This is a genomic window from Bacteroides sp. AF39-11AC, assembly GCF_003474285.1.
In the GTDB taxonomy this organism is placed as follows: Bacteria; Bacteroidota; Bacteroidia; order Bacteroidales; family Bacteroidaceae; genus Bacteroides.
Map to the genome: position 1 here is coordinate 217,146 of NZ_QROH01000008.1, position 22,130 is coordinate 239,275.

The 22,130-nt window shown below is 41.2% G+C and carries 23 protein-coding genes; 12 read left to right on the top strand and 11 right to left on the bottom strand.

Going from position 1 to position 22,130, the window contains the following annotated elements; all coding sequences use genetic code 11:
- The first annotated feature begins 55 nt into the window (after positions 1 to 55).
- Positions 56 to 2,386, top strand: a complete 2,331-nt coding sequence (locus DW036_RS18420; protein ID WP_118465685.1) for a TonB-dependent receptor — start codon at positions 56 to 58, stop codon at positions 2,384 to 2,386.
- A gap of 348 nt (positions 2,387 to 2,734) precedes the next feature.
- Here the strand turns inward: DW036_RS18420 and DW036_RS18425 are convergent, their stop codons facing one another.
- Positions 2,735 to 3,295: a nitroreductase gene (locus DW036_RS18425; RefSeq protein ID WP_118465686.1), complete on the bottom strand. Its 561-nt coding sequence runs from the start codon at positions 3,293 to 3,295 to the stop codon at positions 2,735 to 2,737.
- 5 nt (positions 3,296 to 3,300) lie between these two features.
- Positions 3,301 to 4,428, bottom strand: coding sequence for an HpaII family restriction endonuclease (locus DW036_RS18430; protein ID WP_118465687.1), 1,128 nt, complete (start codon positions 4,426 to 4,428; stop codon positions 3,301 to 3,303).
- Between the two features lie 206 nt (positions 4,429 to 4,634).
- Here DW036_RS18430 and DW036_RS18435 point away from each other — a divergent pair, with 206 nt between their 5' ends.
- Positions 4,635 to 4,844 carry a CDGSH iron-sulfur domain-containing protein gene (locus tag DW036_RS18435; RefSeq protein ID WP_118465688.1) on the top strand — a complete coding sequence of 70 codons (210 nt, stop codon included), beginning with the start codon at positions 4,635 to 4,637 and terminating at the stop codon, positions 4,842 to 4,844.
- Between the two features lie 30 nt (positions 4,845 to 4,874).
- On the opposite strand, the gene DW036_RS18440 is transcribed toward DW036_RS18435, so the two are convergent.
- Positions 4,875 to 5,477, bottom strand: a complete 603-nt coding sequence (locus DW036_RS18440; RefSeq protein ID WP_118465689.1) for a YigZ family protein — start codon at positions 5,475 to 5,477, stop codon at positions 4,875 to 4,877.
- 170 nt (positions 5,478 to 5,647) lie between these two features.
- On the opposite strand from DW036_RS18440, the gene DW036_RS18445 reads away from it, so the two are divergent.
- Genes DW036_RS18445 through DW036_RS18460 form a run of 4 tightly spaced genes read left to right on the top strand, consistent with a single transcriptional unit; the run spans position 5,648 to position 12,337 of the window.
- Positions 5,648 to 8,356, top strand: a complete 2,709-nt coding sequence (locus DW036_RS18445) for a type I restriction endonuclease subunit R (protein WP_118465690.1) — start codon at positions 5,648 to 5,650, stop codon at positions 8,354 to 8,356.
- A gap of 2 nt (positions 8,357 to 8,358) precedes the next feature.
- Entirely contained in the window at positions 8,359 to 9,792 is a 1,434-nt protein-coding gene (locus DW036_RS18450) for a class I SAM-dependent DNA methyltransferase (RefSeq protein ID WP_118465691.1), read from the top strand.
- Complete coding sequence (locus DW036_RS18455) at positions 9,792 to 10,886, top strand: YhcG family protein (protein ID WP_118465692.1); 1,095 nt, start codon at positions 9,792 to 9,794, stop codon at positions 10,884 to 10,886. The genes DW036_RS18450 and DW036_RS18455 overlap by 1 nt, the downstream gene beginning before the upstream one ends.
- Before the next feature lie 41 nt (positions 10,887 to 10,927).
- Entirely contained in the window at positions 10,928 to 12,337 is a 1,410-nt protein-coding gene (locus DW036_RS18460; RefSeq protein WP_118465693.1) for a restriction endonuclease subunit S, read from the top strand.
- Positions 12,338 to 12,368: 31 nt separating this feature from the next.
- Here the strand turns inward: DW036_RS18460 and DW036_RS18465 are convergent, their stop codons facing one another.
- Positions 12,369 to 13,172 (bottom strand): tyrosine-type recombinase/integrase, encoded by an 804-nt coding sequence (locus DW036_RS18465; RefSeq protein WP_118465694.1) that lies wholly within the window; start codon positions 13,170 to 13,172, stop codon positions 12,369 to 12,371.
- A 113-nt stretch (positions 13,173 to 13,285) separates the two neighbouring features.
- On the opposite strand from DW036_RS18465, the gene DW036_RS18470 reads away from it, so the two are divergent.
- Complete coding sequence (locus DW036_RS18470) at positions 13,286 to 13,693, top strand: restriction endonuclease subunit S (protein WP_233560490.1); 408 nt, start codon at positions 13,286 to 13,288, stop codon at positions 13,691 to 13,693.
- Here the strand turns inward: DW036_RS18470 and DW036_RS18475 are convergent.
- Positions 13,688 to 15,067, bottom strand: coding sequence for a restriction endonuclease subunit S (locus DW036_RS18475; RefSeq protein ID WP_118465695.1), 1,380 nt, complete (start codon positions 15,065 to 15,067; stop codon positions 13,688 to 13,690). The two genes, DW036_RS18470 and DW036_RS18475, sit on opposite strands and share 6 nt — an antisense overlap.
- A gap of 338 nt (positions 15,068 to 15,405) precedes the next feature.
- Between DW036_RS18475 and DW036_RS18480 the strand changes: the two genes are divergently transcribed.
- On the top strand, positions 15,406 to 16,023 hold the full coding sequence (locus tag DW036_RS18480) for a hypothetical protein (protein ID WP_118465696.1): 618 nt from the start codon (positions 15,406 to 15,408) through the stop codon (positions 16,021 to 16,023).
- A 4-nt stretch (positions 16,024 to 16,027) separates the two neighbouring features.
- Positions 16,028 to 17,155 (top strand): glycerate kinase, encoded by a 1,128-nt coding sequence (locus tag DW036_RS18485; protein ID WP_118465697.1) that lies wholly within the window; start codon positions 16,028 to 16,030, stop codon positions 17,153 to 17,155.
- A gap of 27 nt (positions 17,156 to 17,182) precedes the next feature.
- Here DW036_RS18485 and DW036_RS18490 read toward each other — a convergent pair whose 3' ends face one another.
- Both DW036_RS18490 and DW036_RS18495 read right to left on the bottom strand, forming a co-directional pair.
- Positions 17,183 to 17,755, bottom strand: a complete 573-nt coding sequence (locus tag DW036_RS18490) for a flavodoxin family protein (RefSeq protein WP_118465698.1) — start codon at positions 17,753 to 17,755, stop codon at positions 17,183 to 17,185.
- Positions 17,756 to 17,768: 13 nt separating this feature from the next.
- Positions 17,769 to 18,170, bottom strand: coding sequence for an FKBP-type peptidyl-prolyl cis-trans isomerase (locus DW036_RS18495; protein ID WP_118465699.1), 402 nt, complete (start codon positions 18,168 to 18,170; stop codon positions 17,769 to 17,771).
- A 118-nt stretch (positions 18,171 to 18,288) separates the two neighbouring features.
- Between DW036_RS18495 and DW036_RS18500 the strand changes: the two genes are divergently transcribed.
- Positions 18,289 to 19,080 carry an aspartate dehydrogenase domain-containing protein gene (locus DW036_RS18500; RefSeq protein ID WP_022208702.1) on the top strand — a complete coding sequence of 264 codons (792 nt, stop codon included), beginning with the start codon at positions 18,289 to 18,291 and terminating at the stop codon, positions 19,078 to 19,080.
- Positions 19,081 to 19,085: 5 nt separating this feature from the next.
- On the opposite strand, the gene DW036_RS18505 is transcribed toward DW036_RS18500, so the two are convergent.
- From DW036_RS18505 to DW036_RS18515, 4 genes are all read right to left on the bottom strand, one after another.
- Positions 19,086 to 19,970, bottom strand: a complete 885-nt coding sequence (locus DW036_RS18505; RefSeq protein WP_118465700.1) for a D-isomer specific 2-hydroxyacid dehydrogenase family protein — start codon at positions 19,968 to 19,970, stop codon at positions 19,086 to 19,088.
- 26 nt (positions 19,971 to 19,996) lie between these two features.
- On the bottom strand, positions 19,997 to 20,200 hold the full coding sequence (locus tag DW036_RS18510) for a hypothetical protein (RefSeq protein WP_118465701.1): 204 nt from the start codon (positions 20,198 to 20,200) through the stop codon (positions 19,997 to 19,999).
- A gap of 149 nt (positions 20,201 to 20,349) precedes the next feature.
- On the bottom strand, positions 20,350 to 20,523 hold the full coding sequence (locus DW036_RS25780; RefSeq protein ID WP_187374635.1) for a hypothetical protein: 174 nt from the start codon (positions 20,521 to 20,523) through the stop codon (positions 20,350 to 20,352).
- A gap of 134 nt (positions 20,524 to 20,657) precedes the next feature.
- A complete protein-coding gene (locus DW036_RS18515; protein ID WP_118465702.1) occupies positions 20,658 to 21,056 on the bottom strand; it encodes a DUF6249 domain-containing protein in 399 nt (132 codons plus the stop codon).
- Positions 21,057 to 21,198: 142 nt separating this feature from the next.
- On the opposite strand from DW036_RS18515, the gene DW036_RS18520 reads away from it, so the two are divergent.
- Together DW036_RS18520 and DW036_RS18525 are read left to right on the top strand one after the other, a co-directional pair.
- Complete coding sequence (locus DW036_RS18520; protein WP_118465703.1) at positions 21,199 to 21,747, top strand: RNA polymerase sigma factor; 549 nt, start codon at positions 21,199 to 21,201, stop codon at positions 21,745 to 21,747.
- The gene (locus tag DW036_RS18525; protein ID WP_118465704.1) at positions 21,744 to 22,118 is read left to right on the top strand and encodes a hypothetical protein; all 375 of its coding nucleotides are present in this window, start codon (positions 21,744 to 21,746) and stop codon (positions 22,116 to 22,118) included. Before DW036_RS18520 ends, DW036_RS18525 begins: the two co-directional genes overlap by 4 nt.
- Positions 22,119 to 22,130: the final 12 nt, after the last annotated feature.

Sequence of the window (22,130 nt, forward strand, 5' to 3'; positions counted from 1 at the left end):
GGAGGAGTGTCTTTTACATCTCTAATCAAACAGTAATCTACTAACAGTAACGAATATGAAAACAAAACTATTTTTACTACTGACCGTCCTCTCCGTACTCAGTATGCAGGCGCAGAACCTTACAATCAAAGGACGTGTTACGGACGCTTCTCAGGAGGCCATCATAGCCGCTAATGTATCGTTATGGGGCACGGACTCTACTCTGATAACAGGAGTGACTTCGGATACTCAGGGCAGGTTTGCTCTCAACAAGATCAAAGCAGGAAACTACCGCCTGTCGGTTTCTTTCATAGGCTATCGAAGTGAAATACTTCTCTTGAATCTAAACAAGAACCTTGACCTGGGGGATGTCTTTCTGGAAGAAGATGCCGTAAGCCTGGGAGAAGTAACCGTATCGGCCAGTAATGTGCTGCAAAAGGTAGACAGACAAATTATCCTGCCCACCGAGAGTCAACTGAAACGTTCATTCGGTGCTTACGACTTATTGGATAATCTGGGAATCGCTCGCCTGCAGGTAGATAAATTCACCAACAGCATGAGCATCAGTGGCGGTGGAGCTGTACAAACTCGCATCAACGGAATCAAAGTAACAGATAAGGAAATAGCAGCCGTCAGAGCCAAAGATGTACTGCGCGTGGAATTTATTGAAGACCCCGGCAAACAATACAGTGACGACGAACTGGGTGCTGTAGTCAATATAATCTTACGTCGCCGGGAAACAGGCGGTGTGGTAAATTTCCAACTTTCCGATTCGCCGCATACCCTATGGGGAGAGAATTTCCTAAGTGCAAAGTTCAACTATAAGAACTCCGAATGGGGTATAGATTACTTCAACAAAAACGGCAAGTATCATAGCCGACTGGAATCACACGAAACTTTCTATCTGGGCGACCGTACCATAGACCGTATCAAGCAAGGCATTGAAGATGAATCTCCCGCACTCAGCTTCATCAACAACCTGAACCTGACCTACAATCTGACAAAGACCGACAAATATGTTTTCAATGCTATCTTCCGCAACAACCTGTTTAATGCTCCTTATCAGAATGAGTTGAACAAAATGTGGGCAGTAGGCAGTACAGACCATATATATTCGTATGTCAATAATCATTCATCCAGTTATTCCCCGGCACTCGATCTTTACTTTCAGCATACCCTACCCCATCAGCAGAGCATTCAGATGAATGTGACAGGAACGCTGATCCATACCAAAAACAACCGGAAATACAAAGAATATAAGGATGAGAATGCCCCACTGGCAGATATCCTTACACTGGTGGATGGTGACAAGCGTTCCGTTATCGGTGAAGCAATTTATGAAAAAAGTTTCGAAAACGTGAAGCTGAGCGGCGGTGCCCGCCATTATCAGATGCGAACAGAAAACGAGTACAAAGGTTCCAATCCTACTACATCGAAGATGGATCAATCGCAAACCTCTGCTTTCCTTGAAGTGCAGGGTAAAGTAAAAGATTTCAGCTATGCAGGTAGTGTGGGTATGACGCGTGCCTGGTTTAAGGAAAGTGATGAAGATCATGCTTACTATACTTTTACGCCTACCGTACGGTTGAGTTATAATCTAAAAAAAGCAGGTTTCTTGCGTTATCGTTTCAATATCAGTCCGGCCATTCCGTCACTCGGATCACTGACAGATGTGGAACAGGCCATAGATACCATACAAATCGTACGTGGTAACCCGTTATTGAAAACGTACCAGCAGTTTACGAACTCACTGTCGTACAGCTATTCCAAAAAACAATTCAACGCTAACTTAAGCATACGCCATCAATATTACGACAATCCCATTATGGAGAGTATTTTCGTAGAAGATGGTAAGTTAATATTAAAAGACGAGAATCAACGCTCATTCCAGAACTTGAATGCAGAGTTGATGATTGGGATAAATGGTACGACACTGTTCGGGTTGAAAGACTTCCTGACACTCTATGCCTCGGGAGGATATACCCGTAGCTGGTCGGCAGGCTTGGATTACAGCCACACATACGATCAGTTCTATTACAGTCTGATGGCGCAACTACAATATAAGGGATTCTCTTTACTCGGACAGTTCAGAAAAGTACAGGATAGTTTCTTCGGAGAGACGATTAAAAAGAATGAAAACCAAACGGCACTCATGGCTATGTATACCAAACAGAACTTTCAGGCAGGGTTTGGTGTTATGTTTCCCTTTACCAACAATTATAAAGTAGGAAAAGAACGTATCAGTGAAGTAGCTCCCTTCCGTTCGGAAACCTTTGTAAAGGAAACAGGACAGATGTTTGTACTCCGGATAGGTTATACTTTTGAATTCGGCAGAAAACATAAAGCCGGAAACAAGGGATTAAATAACAGTGATACGGATAGTGGTATCATCAATATGGAAAGATAATAAAATAAAAAAGTCCAAAGGGCGAGGTGGCAGGATTATACAAAATTGCTTCATGTATAGTTCATTAATTACCTGACTGCTGCCTCCCCTGCGGACATTTTCTATTTATAAATGAGAAAGATATATTCTTTCTTCATTGCGATTCCTTTTCATCCTTATTTCATTGGCAGTTTCAAATAATGAAACCATTTGTTTCTCGATGTGAAACTATTTGTTCCAAGTAATGAAACTGTTTGTTTCTCGGCATGAAACATTTTGTTTCAATAGGTGAAACCATTTGTTTCAAGCCATGAAACAAATCCTAAGATAGGAAATCAGCCTGATAATTCAGAAAAAGAAAGTTCAGTATCACTTAATGATCGTCACAGTACCTTCTGCCAGTTGCCTCTCCTTTGCCGGGGCAGTAGCAGCATAGCCCAAAGCAGCACAACCATATACACGGTGATTTTCGGGAATACCCAGCTTCGTCAGGAAAGCACGGACATCCGGATCATCACAAGTCTGCCCCAATTGATTGATCCAGCAAGAGCCTATACCAAGAGACTTGGCGGACAGGAAGATATTCTGCATGGCACAAGCACAATCCATAGCTGCCCACCACTGCGTCGGTTCATTAGATACGATAACAAGTGTGGGCGCATGATAATAACAGCAATAAGTTTGGCTCTGTCCACGCTCCTGTAGACGAGGCTCGTCACTTTTAGCAAAAGCACCTTTAATCTTCTCATTCAGTTCTTCCAATACCGCGGCATTCTGAATAGCCGTGAAATGCCAGGTCTGATAATTCATACCACTGGGGGCATAGGTCGCCACTTCCAGAATAGTATTCAAATCTTCTTGAGATATCTGCTGTTCCGTATAAGCGCGTATGCTACGACGCGACTTGATGGTCTTTAAAACTTCATTCATACTTGTTATTTTTTTGTCAATCCAATCTTTACATTCAGTTTGAAATAATATACACCATTCTCTTTTTCCAGAAAGCCGTACTTATCCTTATCTACCGAACCTTTCTCTAAACGGGTATTCAGATAAAGGAAATCGGCAAATGTCCGGCGCTCCGATTTATGATAGCAAAGCACTTCTCCTTCTGCATCCACCAGCAGAATACCTTCCACGGCGGAATCCGTACCACTATAAATCTTTGCCGGACGCATGCCAAGAACCAGTGCCAACAGGAACTGTTTCATTTTAAACTCATAGAAACCATGTTTATTTATCAGCTCATCCTTTATCTTCAAAGGATTGATTTCTTTGATACGTTCCGTCAACTCGCTGATACGGGCTATGCCATCGAGATGCATCATACGCACCATTTCAGCCAGCATACGAGGAAAATGCAAATCAATCATCAGCAAATTACAACGGAATACACGGTCGGCTACGTCAGAGTATTTCAACACCCCACCCAGACGCTCAATCATCAGCATGCGTTCGGTAACTTCTGTGGGAGACTCCGGCAAGGCATTCACCTTATTCACCGTAGGCGTTGCAAATTTAATACCCGACTGTTCCAGCTTCAGGTTCGCCGTACGCCCGCCGTCCAGCAATGGATTCATCGAACTAAGACGGCAACGGACATTAAAGCCTGTCAACGGAGCCTCGGGATGCCAGAAAGCTACTGAGAAATCCGTACGGTCTTCCGTCTTCGCTTCCAGGTCGTAGATATTGACCGCATCCAGAAATGCTTCCAATTCCTCAGGGACTTCAATGGCGTCGGAACCGCTGGTAGTCTTCAATAATTCAAGAATAAACCCGGCAGCTCCGCCAAAATCTTCACGGGGAATGAGCTGTTCTTCCTTATCAGTTGTAGTAAATGTACCTTCTTTCTCTAATACACCACTAACTATACGGACATTATCCGACTCTATGTAATAACGACGTGTACCGTCGTGTTCCTCTCTCTGTATCAGTGCAATAGGCCAGTATTTCGTTTCATCCTTCCGGGCTTGCGGTGTACCCAGTGAAACTTTCCCGTCTGCCAGAAGGCGAAAGAATGTATAGAGTTCGCCCAACTCACGTTTTGTTGCTTCAAATGCCATAATAAATTGTTTTTTTCCTAATTAACAAGTGTGCAAAGATAATGCAAATCGAAGGTAGAACTTTCATGCTGGCATGAAAAAGTTATGCAGAGACGCAGCTTATTTTATTTAAAGATAAGGAAATCCTCCAAAAGAAAGTGAATAAACAAACTATTTCCATGTAGAAGCGTTCTACTTGAAACATCAAATATTAAATTTTCGATAACATGAAAAATGAAGAAAATATGGTAGCCATTACAGCTACCCCCAATGGACCTTTTATTGTAGAAGGTAATTTTAAACTGATAGACAGAGAAGGGAAAACAGAAATACGAACAGGCAGGATTGCCTTATGCCGATGCGGAAAGTCCTATAAACAACCCTTTTGCGACGGTACTCACCGAAAAATCCATTATAATGATTTATCTTTGAAATAAACGTACTGGAGCACCTGGAAGCCGGAGACATTACACTTCCTCGAAGCGTAATGTTTCTACTTTTTCCAGACGCGCCCTCAACTTCGGCATCATCGACTTCCGGATGCGAAGTGTCATACGGCAATCCATATCATACGACTGTTCCAGAATTTCCGGTTCTTCTTCCTTTACGATACGCATTACATCATTCATAAAGGGATATTCAAACAAGAAGGTCACCGCTTCGTCCACCGTTTTCTCTATCACTTCGGCAGCAGCTATCGCCTCGGCAGCAGCAGCTTTATAAGCAACAATCAGTCCGCTTGTTCCCAACTTTATGCCGCCGAAATAGCGGACAACGATTATCAGTATATCCGTCAGTTCATTGGAGTTTATCTGTCCCAGGATCGGCTTCCCAGCCGTACCGGAAGGTTCTCCGTTATCATTGGCGCGGAAATCTTTACGTTCGGCCCCCAGCATATAGGCGTAGCAGACGTGGCGGGCATCATAATATTTCTTCTGATAAACTTCCAGATGCGATTTTACCTCATCGACAGTACGCACGGGCAAAGCGATAGCAATGAACTTACTGCGCTTCTCAGTGTAAGTCCCTTCGGAAGGGGAGCTTATGGTTTTGTAGGTATCTTCACTCATGCTGCAAAGATAGTATTTTTGTTTTAGTTACAATTTAATCTCACACAAGATCATTTAAAGTTCAAACGTAAAAAGTAGATTTTAGCAAAATATTTTCTGAATATCAGCTCTCTTTATTACTTTTGTAACTTCTGATAAGAATATTTATCAGAAGTTACACTTGTTGGAACATGAAACCAGAAGAGAAGGCACGAATAAAAATAGACCAAATGTTTATTGACGCAGGATGGGCTGTTGTTGATCGTAATCATTACGCCCCCAACATTACAGCAGTTGCGATCAAAGAAGGTCTGCTAAAAGGTAATTTGGAAGCTGATTATTTTCTGTTTATCAACGGAAAGGCAGTCGGTATATTAGAAGCCAAACGAGAAGAAGTGGATGTCTCCAATAATACTGTATGCGAGCAGGCTGCACTATATGCACGTAGTGTTCCTAATTGTTACCAAGCTTATATGAAACCACTCCCTTTGATTTATCAATCGAATGGAAACGTTGTGCAATTTAAGGATTATCGCAACGCAGATTCCGACTATCTGGAATTAAACCGCATACATACCCCCAAAGAGATTGTAAGGATGCTGGGTATAAAAGACTTCTATGCAGGACTTCCCGTCTTGCGTAAAAAAGGACTGCGCGATTGCCAATACGAAGCCATTACCGAATTAGAGAAAAGTTTTCGCTCAGGGCAAAACAAAGCTTTAATGGTGTTGGCCACAGGCGCAGGAAAAACCTACACGGCTTGTCTTGCAGCATACCGATTCCTAGCCTACACTCCGATGAAACGAATACTGTTTCTGGTGGACAGAAATAACTTGGGGAAACAAGCCGAAGGAGAGTTTGGCAGGTTTCGTCTTACAGAGAACGGTGACCCTTTCAATACTATTTTTACCGTCAATAGAATACGTTCTTCTAAAGTTCCACAGGATAGCAATGTAGTAATTTCTACCATCCAACGCTTGTTCTCACTTTTGAAAGGAGAAGATATAGAAGATACGGATAATGATGAAGAATACGATGACACCAAAGAAATAGAATTTCCAACGAACCCGAATCTACCTCCTGAATTCTTTGATATGATCATCATAGACGAATGCCATCGTTCCATTTACGGGAACTGGAAGAAAGTTCTGGATTACTTCAATACGGCAAAGTTGGTGGGGCTTACCGCCACTCCAGTTCCGGAAACGAAAGCATTTTTCAACAGTAATACCATTGTGAACTATACGCTCGAACAATCCATCGTGGATGGAGTGAATGTGGATTGCCGGGTTTATCGCATCAAGACGAGGGCAACGGAAGAAGGTGGTGCCATCCTGGAGGGCGACAAGTTGAAACGGGCCACTGTTTATACAGGTAAAGTTGAAAACATCAGCAATAAAGAGGCCAAAAACTATACGAAGGAAGAGTTAAACCGAAGCATCATCAATCCGGCTCAAATCAAGCTGGTACTTGAAACATATCGTAATGCGGTCTATTCAGAAATGTTTAATGAGCCTCAGCGAGAGCCAGACATGAACTATCTGCCCAAAACGCTGATATTCGCCCTTAACGAAAATCATGCGACAAACATCGTACGTATTGCGAAAGAGGTGTTCGGACATGAAAACGATGACACTTTTGTACAGAAGATAACCTATTCATCGGGAGACAGCAACGAGTTGATACGCCAGTTTCGGGTGAATAGGGAATTTCGCATTGCGGTGACTTGCACGTTGGTTGCCACAGGTACAGATGTAAAACCGCTTGAAGTGCTTCTCTTTATGCGCGATGTGGCTTCCGAACCTCTCTACATTCAAATGAAAGGACGTGGTGTTCGTACTATCGGTGACGAACAGTTGCGCAATGTCACTCCTAATGCTTTTAGCAAAGACTGCTTCTTCTTGGTGGATGCAGTTGGAGTAACGGAACATGATAAAAAAATCACTCCTCCGTCAGACGGCCCAACGACCAAACTGATTACTTTCAAAGAATTGCTGGAGCGTATCACTCACGGCAACTTAACCGATGACAATTTGCGCTTATTGGCTGCCCGGCTTTCACGTCTCTATAATAAAAGCGACCAATCCCAGCGGAATAAGTTCATCGAATTAGCTCACGCAGATATGAAAGATATATCGGGTAATATTTACACTGCAATAGAACAGGATTCACTGCCTCCATACGTGGATATAAACAAGCCTAACAACGAGCGAAAAGGATTGGTAGTCAATATTGCGAACTATCCGGAAGCCCGTGAATATCTGCTTATACTCAATGCCGGTTTCGTGGATACGCTACAACCGGGAGAGGATACTTTGATTTCAAAAGGCTTTTCTATAGAAGAAGCTCAAATTACCACCTCTGCCTTTGAGCAATATTGCGAGGAACATAAAGACGAAGTGGAAGCTTTGCGACTTATTTACAACAATAATGGGAGCCCGATTACCTACTCGCTCCTAAAGGATTTGGAAAACAGGTTGAAGATGGCGAATAATAGATTCAGCCAATCACAATTATGGAATTCCTACACCATCGTTCATCCAAAGCACGTCAAGACCCGTTCTACCAAAGAAGAAAAGGATGCATTGACTAATATTATTCAGTTGGTACGTTTCGCCTTCCATCAGATAGACCAATTGGAAAGCCTTTATCCGGCAGCCCAGCAACGGTTTAACCTTTGGTATGGGCAGACACAACGAAATATCACGGAGAAACAGATTGAAATTATCCGGCAAGTTGTGAACTATATAGCTTCAAACGGAGCTTGCAGCATTAAAGACATCCGGGAAGATGACAAAACTCGTGCAGCCCAGCTGATTCGTGCATTTGGCGGAGTCGCTACTGCTGACGAAGCTTTGGTGTCACTCTCTAAATTTATTATTTATAGAAAAATAGCATAATAATGGCAAAAAGAACAATCAATACAGAAGCCTCATTAACCAAAAAAGTCTGGACTTTAGCCACCACCCTTGCCGGACAAGGCATCGGATTTACTGACTATATCACACAATTGACCTATCTCCTCTTTTTAAAGATGGATGAGGAAAATGTGGAAACTTTTGGTGAAAAGTCAGCCATTCCTGAAGGTTATCGCTGGAATGACCTAATAGCACTTGAAGGACTTGATCTGACTAAACAGTATGAAGACACTCTCAAAAAGTTAAGTGAAGAAGAAAATCTGATAGGTACGATTTTCACCAAGGCGCAGAATAAGATAGATAAGCCTGTTTATCTGAAAAAGGTGATTTCGCTGATAAATGAGAATCAATGGCTCTTGATGGATGGAGACGTAAAAGGGGCAATCTATGAAAGCATTTTAGAGAAGAATGGACAAGACAAGAAAAGTGGTGCCGGACAGTACTTTACGCCTCGCTCTCTGATACAGACGATGGTAGATGTAACTCACCCGAAGATTACTGAAACTGTTTGCGACCCTGCTTGTGGGACAGGTGGCTTCCTTTTGGCTGCATATGACTATATGAAAGAGCAATCACAAGATAAAGACAAGCGCAATTTTCTTAAAGATAAGGCCCTTCACGGTTTTGACAACACAGCGCTTGTGGTCACATTGGCATCCATGAATCTTTACCTGCATGGCATTGGCACAGACCGGAGTCCCGTTGTTTGTCAGGATTCTTTAGAGAAAGTTCCAGATACACTGGTAGATGTAATACTTGCCAATCCTCCTTTCGGAACAAGACCTGCCGGATCGGTGGATATCAACCGTCCGGATTTCTATGTAGAGACCAAGAACAACCAGCTTAATTTCTTACAGCACATCATGGTAATGCTAAAAAATGGAGGTCGTGCTGCCGTTGTGCTGCCAGACAACGTTCTGTTTGAGGGTAATGCAGGTGAAATCATCCGCAAAGAACTGCTGAAGAACTTCAATCTGCATACAATACTCCGCTTACCTACCGGAATATTCTATGCACAAGGAGTAAAGGCAAATGTTTTGTTTTTCTCTAAAGGAACTTCAACCCAGGACATATGGTTCTTTGATTATCGTACAGATATCAAACATACCTTAGCTACTAATCCAATGCAACGTCAACATTTGAACGAGTTTGTAGAATGCTACCAAGCCGACAACAGGGCGAACCGTAAAGAAACCTACGATGCGGTAAACAATCCGAATGGTCGTTGGCGTAAATATTCGGTCAATGAGATTCTACAACGCGACAAGACAAGTCTCGATATCAGCTGGATCAAACAAGGTGGAGATGAGGAGAATAAATCTTTAGCCGAACTGATGCAGGAAATCAAAACGAAAAGTGACAATATTAACAAGGCTGTGGCTGAACTACAGAAACTAATGGCAAACATTGAAGAGTAATGGGGGAAAATAATATTCAAAAAAGAGAAGATGTTCTCTTTGAACGTATATCTCAGCTAATAGACGAATCACGGAGAAAAGTAAAGACCACCATTAATACAGCAATGGTTTATACCAACTATGGTGTGGGCAGCTATATTGTCGAGGATGAACAGCAAGGAGAGCAGCGTGCTGCATACGGAAAAGCGGTGCTGAAAAGAATTTCTGAAAAATTAACTGATAAATATGGTGAAGGATGGTCAGTGGAAACCCTTAAGAAGTGTAGAAAATTCTTCCAAATATATAGTCCTGTAACTGGGAGTATCCCCAAAAATCAATTAAAATCGGTCTACGGTGTAGACCAAATTCATCCATTCACTCTTTCTTGGTCTCATTATCTCGTTCTAATGCGTATAAAGAATGATGAAGAGCGTAACTTTTATGAGATTGAGAGCCAAAAGCAAGATTGGAGTGTACGTCAGTTGCAACGTCAGTATGCTTCCAGTCTTTATGAGCGTTTGGCTTTGAGCCGTAATAAAGATGAAGTAATGCGTCTGGCGAAAGAGGGGCAAACAGTAGAAAAACCAGACGATGTGATCAAAGACCCGCTTACGCTGGAATTTCTTGGCCTAAAAGTAGATGATTCATACAGTGAAACAAAATTGGAAAGTGCTATCATAAGTAAGATGCGTGATTTCCTGCTCGAAATGGGTAAGGGATTCTTGTTCGAAGCAAGGCAGAAGCGATTCACTTTTGATGAAGAGCATTTTTATGTGGACTTGGTGTTCTACAATCGTCTGTTGCAATGTTATTGCCTTATAGATTTAAAGAAAGATAAGCTAACCCATCAAGATCTCGGACAGATGCAAATGTACGTCAATTATTTCGACCGATATGTAAAGCAGGATTTTGAGAAGCCAACCATCGGAATTCTTCTGTGTAAAAAGAAGAATGATGCATTAGTAGACTTAACTCTCCCCAAAGATGCCAATATTTATGCCTCTGCCTACGAACTCTATCTACCAAACAAGGCTCTTCTGCAATCAAAAGTAAAGGAGTGGATAGAAGAGTTTAAAGAATACGAACCGGATGCCGATAATACTAATAAGGAATAATCATAAATGCGACAAACTATCGCAGATTTATAAGAAACAATATGGATACGAAGAAGTTACGTCAAAAAATACTCGACCTTGCAATACATGGCAAGCTCGTGCCACAAGACCCTAATGATGAACCTGCCTCTGTTTTGCTCGAACGGATTAAGGTAGAAAAAGAGCGTCTTATCAAAGAGGGTAAGATTAAGCGTAGCAAGAAGTCTGGTTCTTCTGATACGCTCCATTATCCCTACTTGTTGCCGAAAGGGTGGAAATGGTGTAAATTGGAAGATATTATATGTGAATTGAAATACGGAACATCTGAGAAATCTTCAAGTGTAGGTAAAATAGCTGTCTTACGAATGGGGAATATTACTAATGTTGGTACAATTGATTATTCGAACTTAGTGTATTCTTCAAATGATGAAGATATTAAGCAATATTCATTAGAAAAAGACGATTTACTTTTTAATCGCACAAATAGTAGTGAATGGGTAGGAAAAACGGCAATCTACAAAGAAGAACAACCAGCCATATATGCAGGCTATCTTATTCGTGTTAGACCTTTATTGATTTCTGCTGACTACCTTAATATTGTAATGAATAGCAGCTATTATCGTAATTGGTGTTATAATGTAAAAACAGATGCTGTTAATCAGTCTAATATCAATGCTCAAAAGCTATCGCAACTAATGATACCTATTCCTCCATTAGAGGAACAAGAAAAAATTGTAGTAGAGATGGCTAAGTGGATTTCTTTAATTGGAACTATCAAGAACGGTAAAGATGATTTGCAGAGTATAGTCAAGCAAGCCAAGAATAAGATCCTTGACCTTGCCATTCACGGCAAACTCATACCCCAAGACCCGAATGATGAACCTGCTATTGAATTGTTGAAACGCATAAATCCCGACTTTACACCTTGTGATAACGGGCATGATAGGAAGTTACCTCAAAGCTGGTGTTGGATAAAAGGGAAAAACATTTTTTCTCCTATGAAATCTGTAAAGCCTCAATATGATGAATTTCAATATATTGACATTGAGTCTATTGATAACAAACGACAAATAATCAATGAAGTTAAGACTATAAAAACAATTAATATGCCAAGTCGGGCTAGCCGTTATACACAAAAAGGAGATGTTGTATTCTCAATAGTACGTCCCTATTTGCGCAACATAGCCAAAGTCATTAATAATAATTGCATTGCATCAACGGGCTTTTATGTATGTAGCCCTATTTCTGAAATCCTTAATTCTGAATATTGTTATTATCTTATGATTTCTGATTATGTTATTGATGGGTTAAATCAATTTATGAAAGGAGATAATTCTCCTTCTATCAGTAGAAATCATATTGACGAATGGTTATTCCCTATGCCTCCCTTAGCTGAACAACAACGCATAGTTCAAAAAATAGAGGAACTTTTCTCTGCTCTTAATTATATTCAAAAATCCTTAGAAGCGTAAGTAAATACGCTTCTAAGGATAGGGTAAGTGATTACCAATTCACCACTTTATCCACGATCTTCTGTTGTTCACTCGCAGTTCTACGAAGATAAATACGAGTTGTTTCAATGCTTTCGTGTCCCATTAAATCCGCTAGTAAGGCAATATCATTGAAACGGTCAAGGAAATTTTTGGCAAAACGGTGACGGAAGGAGTGAGGATAAACTACATCTCTGTTTAGACCATATTTCTCAGCAAAATGTTTGAGCTGTTGGGCAATGCCGCGAGTTGTGATACGTTGACCAAAGCGATTCAAGAAAAGGTAGCCTGAAATAAGACCTTTCTCTTTAAGCCATTTCTCGGTTTCTGTACGCAAGTTTTTCGGAATATACAAACGGCGTATTTTTCCACCCTTGCTATAAAGGTCGAGATACCCCACCTTAATGTGTTCAGCTTTGATGTGAAGTAATTCACTAACACGTGCACCTGTCGCAGCCATAAACCACACAATGAAATACCATTCATCGTAACCATCGGCTTTTAATTTGACTTTGAAAAACTTGTAATCGGCATCACTGATTACGTTTTCTAAGAAGTTCTTTTGTTGTACCTTTACGAACTTCACTTTCAGTTTCTCTTGTTTCGTGAATTCTAGATACTTGTTGATACCTTGTAAACGTAGATTGACTGTCTGTGGCTTGAAGTTTTCCACCAGATACCCCTTGTAAGTCAAAAGGTTCTTTTTGTTCATTTCCCCATAATGATTTAGGAAATACTGTACCGTCCATACATACGATGTGATAGTGTTCATTGCCAAATTCGTTTTGGCGAGATAATTTTTGAATTTTGTTACCATATTACATAATTTATAAATGAATATAGCTGCAATATAACTAAGTATCGGGCATAATGTGCAATTACCCGAAGGATGGATTATGTACAGGGTAGATTCAGTCGTGAAAATTACTAATGGAAAAATCTCAAAAAGATGTAGAAAATTCCAATGGAATTTATCCAATATACGGAAGTGGTGGAATTATAGGATATGTTGATGACTATCTTTGTGAAGCGGGCTCAACTATAATTGGACATAAGGGAACTATTAACAATCCTATTTATGTGAAAGAACCATTTGGGAATGTTGACACTGCATTTATCATGAAACCCTCTGAAATCAGTAACGATTTATACTTCTATAACTTCTGTCTTGAGTTTGATTTTAGTAAATTAGATAAGAGCACAACTTTACCAAGCCTAACAAAAACAGCAATAGGAAGGCTAGTTCTTCCTTTTCCATTCTATAATGAGCAGCATTGCATTGTAGAAATAACAAATAAATACAATCAAGTATTTGATATTATAATGGAAAGTTTATAAGTTTTCCATTATCTTATTAATCTGTTTTAAAAGTTGCTCTATTGCTTTCACTATGCGTTTCTGTTCTTCTATAGGGGGAATAGGTATATTCAAATTTCCAAGAATTGTAGCATTTACATTAGGTTGACCAACTCCAAATGAATTTTGTTCAATCTGATTCCAATAATAACCGGATTTAAAGAAATACTTGACATATTGTGGAAGTATTAGACTATAAGTTCGTACACGAATTAGATATGAAGCATATATTACTTGTTCTGATAGATTTTCGATGAGATATGACTTTCCAACTGTTGCACCTGTTCTTGCAAAAACGATATCTCCGTTTTGTAGTAAGTATTGTTTTACTTTATTTTCATCATAATCTATAAATGGTACAGATTGCCAACATACATAATTATCCTGAATATCGGTGATACGAAGAAGTTTATATCTGCCTTTTGATTTTGCAGATTCACTAACTCCGTAAAGAATAGAAGTCGAAATCTTATTTATGGTTGTCCACATCCATGATTTCGGCACTTCAAACTGTACAAGCTTCGCATAATGCCCGTTATCACAAGGTGTAAAGTCAGGATTTATGCGTTTCGACAATTCAATAGCAGGCTCATCATTGAGGTCTTGTGGTACTAGCTTACCATGTATGGCAAGGTCTAGTATTTTGCTTTTGGTTTGCTTTATGATTGTCTGCAAGTCAGATTTTCCTTGCTCTATTTGGTCAATTAAAGCAAACCACCGTTCAATCTCGGCAACTATGCGTTGTTGTTCAGATAATGGTGGTAACGGCAATTTGAAGTTGTTAATGGCTTTTAGAGGTACATTTTTGATAGTGCTTCCTGTCGCTGAATCAATAGCATATTTAAGAAAATACCGCGATTCTAATATGATACACATATATTGAATGTTAATGGGAGAAATCATATTAATATAACAGGCACTCTTACCCAACATTATCTTTTCGTCATCATAGATACCGATGTTTCCTATTGTCCCATTTATTGAAACTAAAATTGATGAACGATTCAACGGCTTCTTATATTTCTCATATTCTGAAGCAGAGACTCTTTTTGTTTCATTCTTAATGACAATCTTTCTGTTTGAAAGGTTGTTACCATTAATAAAAAAATAGTCTCCCTCTGAATTGTATTGTGGCGTTCCATGTAGGCCATCGCCTATTGTGGATGTAATTTCTTCCAATATCGTCCACATCCATGAACTCGGCACCTCAAACGGCACATTCTCATAATGGAGCGTATCGGAAGAACCAGACTTCTTGCTACGCTTAATCTTACCCTCTTTGATAAGACGCTCTTTTTCTACCTTAATCCGTTCGAGCAAAACAGAGGCAAGTTCATCATTAGGGTCTTGTGGCACGAGCTTGCCATGTTCATAAGATTGAGTGTTTTTTGACGTAATTTCTCAATATCCATATTTTTCGCACAGAAAAATATTAAAACCCAACTATTTGTCTGAACCCTCTTTACTTTGCATTCTTTCTTCTTATCTATTGTCATCGTCCATCCTCATCACCGCTTTATATTCAAGCCATTCAATAATATTTTCCAATTTTATTCGTCTTTCTCGAAGGCTTTTCGTAAGTTTGTCAAAAGTACGACGCATTCCATAGAAAAAGTCTGATTATGAGTATGTATCAGGGCCTCATACTGATAATCTTAGCATGCAAGGCCCTCCCATAAGTAACATTTATCACTATGAACAACAAGCTGTTTACCTTTCTCGACCCTCTGCTGGGTTACATCGACAATGGTCGTTTCTTCCGCGAACCCTTCCGCTGGCTCTACGTCATCTTTGCCGTATTGAACTTGCTGTTTCCTATCTTTATACTGGCAAAGGTCATCGAGATGGACTTCTTCAAATATGCCGAAGGGAAATTAATCCTTGCTTTCATTCTGCTGTTCATTATCCTTTGCGCAGGAGCATGGGGAAGCTATCTGCTCTGGATGAACCGGAAAAACAAACTGAAAGAAGCTATCCAGAAAGAAAATGAATTCATTGCCATTCCTGTTGTATCGCACCTGACACAGACGGTGGGTGAATGGCTGGGACTTTATATCGGTGTCATCGGTACACTGTGTTCGGTGGTTATTGCAATCTTTGCTGCCAATGAAATCAAATACATACTGCCGATACCTTCCGGTATGTTCTTCCTGATGCCTATATACGGCTTCCTGATTGTGGTGTTCGCACGCCTGCTTGCCGAGTTATATCGCGCATTGGCCGTCATTGCCAACAACACCAAGAAATTGACAAAGACAGAAGCAAAAGCCGAAGCCAAACTGGAAGATATAGAAGACATAGAGGAAATCTAAATATATGAAGAAAGTAGTCATAGCTATTGACTCCTTTAAAGGATGTTTACCCTCGGCAGAAGCTGGAAAAGCAGCTGCCGAGGGTATTCGTTCCGTATACCCGGAATGTGAAGTTATCTGCCTGCCCATAGCCGATGGGGGCGAAGGAATGCTGGATGTACTGATTATGGCAACCAACGGTCAGGAAGTTCCGATCTCCGCCCACGATCCATTGATGAGGTGGCGCAATACTTATTACGGCATTTCCGAAAATGGGGAAACAGCTTTCATAGAAATGGCAAGCATCAGCGGATTGCCTTTAGTTCCGCCGGAAAAAAGAAACCCGATGCTGACTACCACTTACGGCACGGGAGAAATCATTCGTGATGCTCTGGAACGTGGTTGCCGCAACTTTATCATTGGCATTGGTGGCAGTGCAACCAATGATGCAGGACTGGGAATGCTTCAGGCATTAGGCTTTCGTTTTTTAGACAAGGAGGGTACAGAACTAGAGACAGGTAATGGAGAAGTATTAATTAAAGTAGCACATGTAGACACTACTCTTGTCCATCCGGCTTTAAACAGTTGCCGATTTACTGTTGCCTGCGATGTACAAAATCCATTCTATGGTCCCGAAGGAGCGGCTTATGTCTTTGCACCTCAAAAAGGAGCAGACCGGGAAATGGTAGAGGCATTGGATGCAGGGCTGCAAAACTTTGCAAAAGTCATCTGCCATACGACGGAAAAAGATATTTCCCATCATCCCGGAGCCGGTGCCGCCGGAGGTATGGGCGGTAGTCTGCTGGCTTTCCTGAATGCGGAACTGAAACCCGGCATACAACTGATGCTGGAAGCTCTTGACTTCAGTAATAAAATAAAAAGCGCTGACCTGATCATTACCGGAGAAGGAAAAGCTGACCGACAAACATTGATGGGAAAAGTTCCTTCCGGCATACTTGCTAAAGCCCGGAAACAAAATATTCCGGTAATCCTGTTAGCCGGCAATATAGAAGATTCGGATGAATTACAACAAGCCGGGTTTGAAGGGGTCTTCTCTGTTAACCCTCCATTCATATCGTTAGAAGAAGCCATGAGACCGGAAGTTGCACGCAAAAACATACAGCAAACAGTCGAGTATATTTGCAAGAAATAAATGATTAGAAGCAAGTGTGTCTCCGTATCAGAGTTTATGTATCACTCTGCGACAACGTTTCATTTCCCTTTCCGTCAGTCCGGGATGTTGTTTCGTTCCGCCTTTCTCGATGGCTGAAACAACTTTAAAGCCGCTCCATTTCAGGATTTCTTTCAGCGCTTTTACTACTCCTCTTGTCTGATTAAAGAATATATTGAAAGGATATGGAGTAGTGCAAGTGCTTACGATAACTGACTTTTTACCTTTATGCAGGCCGATAGGAATACCTCGTGAGGTCTCTCCCATCATTCCGTAAACGATGCGGTCGAACATCACTTTCAGTTGTCCCGGCAGGTTTCCCCAATAGCAGGGAGCACCGATTATCAGTGCCTGTGCTTCTTCTATCTGCTTCAGCACACGTTGTGCATCATCCTCGGGCAAACAACATTTCAGTTTCTCACGGCAACTCATACAGCCGATGCAAGGACGGATTTGCAGGTCAGCCACTCTAATCACAGTAACTTCGTCACCATTCGCCCGGGCTTCCGTTTCCATCAATTGCAGCATTTTCGAGATATGTCCTTGCTTGCGGGGACTTCCGTTGATAATCAGTATTTTCATAATTAGTCCGTATTTACGCAATTCCCAATAGCTGGACGTCAAACACCAAAGTAGAGAAAGCAGGAATAGGACCACTGCTACGTGTACCATATCCCATTGCATAAGGAATATAAACAATCCAATGATCTCCTACATGCATTCGTTGCAGGGCTATCTGCCAGCCTTCAATGACTTCATTCAGACGAAAAGCCTCAGGGTAATTCCGTTTCCAGGAGTTATCGAACTCGCGGCCATTTATCAAAGTGCCTTTATAATGCACAGTTACGATGCTATTCAAACGGGGAGTATTGCCGCCATTCCCTTCTTCCAAGACCCGATATAGAATTCCGCAAGGCAGTTCCCGGATATCATTCTCTGCACGCAAAGCCTCCAGGTACTGCTCATTCTGCAATTTATATTCTTCTTTTCGTCCCATAAGTTATAAATGATTCTTCTTTCCCACAAAAGTACAACATTTATGCTATCCACCCAAATACGGAATAAGCTCATCGTGCGTTTTTGGAGATTATATGAATAAGCGGTATCTTTGCCCCATGAAAAAATTAGTTATTGTCGGATGTGGACGACTGGCCGGAATAGTTTCGGATGCAGTTGTTAATGGCTTGTTGCCGGAATATGATTTAGTTGGAGTTTACTCACGTACAGCAGAAAAAGCTGAGCGTATAGTTAGTAAAATGCAGCAACACGGGAAATCCTGCGTAGCATGTACAACCCCGGAAGATTTACTGGCACTGAAACCGGATTATCTGGTAGAAGCAGCTTCTCCTGCTGCCATGAAAGAGTTTGCATTACCCGCCCTGAAGAACGGTACTTCCATCGTCACCTTGTCTATCGGTGCTCTGGCAGACACTGCTTTCTATCAGGAAGTGATGGAGACTGCCAAAGCGAACGGTACGCGTGTGTACATCGTTTCCGGTGCTACGGGCGGTTTCGATGTTCTGCGGACAGCTTCTTTAATGGGAAATGCAAAAGCTAAATTCTTTAATGAAAAAGGTCCTGATGCCCTGAAGGGAACAGCTGTATATGATGAGACATTGCAAACGGAGCAACGTGTTGTCTTCTCAGGAAATGCTACCGAAGCCATAGCCATGTTCCCAACAAAAGTCAATGTAGCCGTTGCTGCTTCACTGGCCTCCGTCGGCCCGGAGAATATGGAAATGTCCATGCAATCCACTCCCGGATTCGTGGGAGACACTCAAAGAGTGGAAATAAAGAACGATCAGGTGCATGCCGTAATTGATGTGTACAGCGCCACTGCTGAAATAGCAGGGTGGTCTGTTGTGAACACCCTGCTTAACATAACATCACCGATTGTATTCTTCTGATTACATTATCGGCTATATGCTTCTATATTGGCCAGTACTTTCTCGCTCAGGCGGTCAAACGCCTGACGAGTACGGCCTGTAGATACCTGCATACAGCGAACATGCGGATGGCTTGAAAGATGTGCTCCACCCAAAGCTCCCAGTGTATCACAAAAACAAAGGTTATCGCCTTTCAGCCACTTAACGAACGCGGGTTCATCCCACGCTGGAGACAGCCCGGTATTGAACAATATCTTTTTATTTCCGAGTTGTTCAAACTCAGCCTCATGCAGCAGGACTGTATTCTTATTGAGACAACAGAAAACGACTTCACTCTGAGAAAGAAGTTCCCTCAAGGGTAAGAAACGATATCCTTTGGCAGCCGCATCCTCTTTTTCACTACGGGCAAAATAAGCGATATCCGCCCCAAAGAATTTCAATGCATCGGCAATCATACCACCGGATTTGCCCAATCCTATGACACCTACTTTCAGTCCTGTGATCTCCCGGGGCATTTCCTCCCATGGTTCCTGACCAAATCCATGCAGACAACGCACCAGTTCGCTGACTACATATTCCACCACACCTTCATCCCCATAATCCCGGATACCGGTTACAGTAATCCCCCGTTCGTTCGCATAACGAATGTCTACATTGGCACTCTCCTGCGAATACAGCGAGCAGCACATACCGATATACCTTATATTCGGACACTTCTCAAGCACACTCCTGTTTATTTGTGAAGTATAACTCAATAGCACAGCATCGGCATCTCCGATACGGGTTACTATTTCATCATCCCCTGCCGGAACATCAGGGTACATCACTACCTTTTCTGCATACGAATGCAGTGTTTTTTCTGCTGACGGAATCAGACTTACGGGTTCTATTGCTACAAGTTTACGAAACATAGTTTTTTATTTTAGAGAGGACGAAGTTAGCAAAAAGAGTGATATAAAACAAAAGAGCTGCCATCGATCATACGTGACAACTCTTTCTTACTATCTTTACGACAATACTTTTTCTTGTTCTTATGCGGACGATCTTTTGCAATCCAACGTCCACCATTGCGTTCCATCTCTATCAAGCGATTCGCTTCCTTGAATGCCGCCAAGGCATCCCTACGTTTTTTCGTCTTCATTATTCTACATTTTTAAACATTACAATATAGCTGAAAGGCTAATGTTCTGCAAAGATAATGCAAATTGAATGCAGAACTTCCATGCTTGCATGAAAAAGTTCTGCCGAAATGCAGCTTATCTTATCCAAAGGTAGTCAATAAAACCAAAACTATCCTCTACTGCCCAAACTATTCTTATCCGGATTTATCTCCGAAACCATATTGCGCACTTCTTTCTTATCGACTTTGGAATATAAACCCAATTGTCGTCCGGGTAATGTTTCTTCTGCATTTTTCTGCATCATACTCTTATCTTCGAGAGCTTTTTCTTCTTTTTTATCCATATTCTTATCTGGTTTAGGTTATTTACTTATATAGTAACACACAGATAATCCTTAAGGTTCTCCCTCAATACAAAAAAAGTCGCCAATAACTGACAACTCTTTTTTATCATAAGAAAATTCCTAAATTCCAGCGATTATTTTTTACTGAGCTTCAACTCTGCAATAAAGGCCGTGATAAGCCCGATACCTCCAAATGAAAGCACACAAGCTCCATAGACCAAAGATACCGTCTCACGATAAACACGCCAATTGTCCACATCCTTATCCAAATAGCCGGGAATTGCCGAAGTGCAAATAACAAATCCTATCAACAACCCTAATCCCATGCCCACCAGCAGACATCCTAATTTCAATGCCGAAAAAGAAAAGTTACCATAAAGTTTCGGCATACAAGCCACATCCGGTTGGTACTTATCTCCCATCTTTTCAATAAGTATCAAGCGCTCCTTTTTACATACAAACAGTTCAAACAGTTTGTAAATCCCCAAAGTAATAATTGCCAAAATTGTAGGCACCATAATAAAATCCATCATATTCGTTTCGTTTTAAATTAGTATTTTTGTTCCTTTGTACACTTTAGACGCAGTGTCCTGTGTTAGGTTACACATTTCATCGAAAAAAATATTTTTAAGAAATAATGTAACCTACTACAAGGAGTTGCGTCTAAAAGGCAGAATGGAGAATAACGAAACACATATTATCCAACGCATACTGAGAGGGGAAACTGCTCTATACGAATACTTCCTGAATCAACACGGGCAACAGGTCTTTTCCCTGATTGCCCGTATCATCTGTAACCAGGAAGATGCTGAGGAGTTGACTCAAGACGTTTTTCTGAAAGCGTTCCAGCATCTCTCCTCTTTCAAAGCCGAAAGTTCGTTCTCAACATGGATTTATTCCATTGCTTATAATACGGCGATTTCGGCAACCCGTAAGAAGAAATTCGATACTTTTGCCATGGATGATACGTTGCTCGCCAACATTTCCGACCAACAAGTAGATGAAACGCTTAATGATGAAAGTGAGGAAATGATTATCAGATTAAACAGAGCCATAGAAAAACTAAACTCAGACGAACGTGCCTTGATTACCTTATTCTACTACGAAGAAAAGTCATTGAATGAAACTGCCCTGATTCTGGGCCTGACGGAAAGCAATGCAAAAGTAAAATTGTATCGCATACGCAAAAAGATATATCTACTCATAAAACAAGAGGAAGTATGAACGAAGAACAAAAAGACAAAGGGCTGAAAAAAGCCATAAAAGAGGAAAACGGATTTCGTCTACCTTCCAATTTCGCCTACCATACTATGAGGAAGGTGGAAGAAGCCGTACGCTTACGCGAAAAGAAATCGGAACGAAGAATGCTGTTTGCTACGATAGCCGCTTCCATATTCTTAATAGGATGCTGCATTGCCGGATTAGTGATTTATTTCGGTAATACAATCAGAGAAGCCTTCACCCGGCCCGAAATACTGGAAACGGAAAAGATCCAAATTCCTTCATTCTATTTACTGATACTTATCGCAATGCCTCTGTTCCTTTTCTTTGACCACTGGATGAGAAAACGATATTTTAATAAGCATCACCCTTAAAGAGAAAGCGAG

Coding starts and splice junctions, on each gene's coding strand:
- DW036_RS18455 (WP_118465692.1), top strand. CDS start 9,792: ATGGGGGAAAATAATATTCAAAAAAGAGAAGATGTTCTCTTTGAACGT.
- DW036_RS18495 (WP_118465699.1), bottom strand. CDS start 18,170: ATGGGACGAAAAGAAGAATATAAATTGCAGAATGAGCAGTACCTGGAG.
- DW036_RS18520 (WP_118465703.1), top strand. CDS start 21,199: ATGGAGAATAACGAAACACATATTATCCAACGCATACTGAGAGGGGAA.
- DW036_RS18505 (WP_118465700.1), bottom strand. CDS start 19,970: ATGTTTCGTAAACTTGTAGCAATAGAACCCGTAAGTCTGATTCCGTCA.
- DW036_RS18510 (WP_118465701.1), bottom strand. CDS start 20,200: ATGAAGACGAAAAAACGTAGGGATGCCTTGGCGGCATTCAAGGAAGCG.
- DW036_RS18470 (WP_233560490.1), top strand. CDS start 13,286: ATGGAAAAATCTCAAAAAGATGTAGAAAATTCCAATGGAATTTATCCA.
- DW036_RS18515 (WP_118465702.1), bottom strand. CDS start 21,056: ATGATGGATTTTATTATGGTGCCTACAATTTTGGCAATTATTACTTTG.
- DW036_RS18430 (WP_118465687.1), bottom strand. CDS start 4,428: ATGGCATTTGAAGCAACAAAACGTGAGTTGGGCGAACTCTATACATTC.
- DW036_RS18500 (WP_022208702.1), top strand. CDS start 18,289: ATGAAAAAATTAGTTATTGTCGGATGTGGACGACTGGCCGGAATAGTT.
- DW036_RS18435 (WP_118465688.1), top strand. CDS start 4,635: ATGAAAAATGAAGAAAATATGGTAGCCATTACAGCTACCCCCAATGGA.
- DW036_RS18425 (WP_118465686.1), bottom strand. CDS start 3,295: ATGAATGAAGTTTTAAAGACCATCAAGTCGCGTCGTAGCATACGCGCT.
- DW036_RS18490 (WP_118465698.1), bottom strand. CDS start 17,755: ATGAAAATACTGATTATCAACGGAAGTCCCCGCAAGCAAGGACATATC.
- DW036_RS18420 (WP_118465685.1), top strand. CDS start 56: ATGAAAACAAAACTATTTTTACTACTGACCGTCCTCTCCGTACTCAGT.
- DW036_RS18465 (WP_118465694.1), bottom strand. CDS start 13,172: ATGGTAACAAAATTCAAAAATTATCTCGCCAAAACGAATTTGGCAATG.
- DW036_RS18460 (WP_118465693.1), top strand. CDS start 10,928: ATGGATACGAAGAAGTTACGTCAAAAAATACTCGACCTTGCAATACAT.
- DW036_RS18485 (WP_118465697.1), top strand. CDS start 16,028: ATGAAGAAAGTAGTCATAGCTATTGACTCCTTTAAAGGATGTTTACCC.
- DW036_RS18440 (WP_118465689.1), bottom strand. CDS start 5,477: ATGAGTGAAGATACCTACAAAACCATAAGCTCCCCTTCCGAAGGGACT.
- DW036_RS18525 (WP_118465704.1), top strand. CDS start 21,744: ATGAACGAAGAACAAAAAGACAAAGGGCTGAAAAAAGCCATAAAAGAG.
- DW036_RS18480 (WP_118465696.1), top strand. CDS start 15,406: ATGAACAACAAGCTGTTTACCTTTCTCGACCCTCTGCTGGGTTACATC.
- DW036_RS25780 (WP_187374635.1), bottom strand. CDS start 20,523: ATGGATAAAAAAGAAGAAAAAGCTCTCGAAGATAAGAGTATGATGCAG.
- DW036_RS18445 (WP_118465690.1), top strand. CDS start 5,648: ATGAAACCAGAAGAGAAGGCACGAATAAAAATAGACCAAATGTTTATT.
- DW036_RS18450 (WP_118465691.1), top strand. CDS start 8,359: ATGGCAAAAAGAACAATCAATACAGAAGCCTCATTAACCAAAAAAGTC.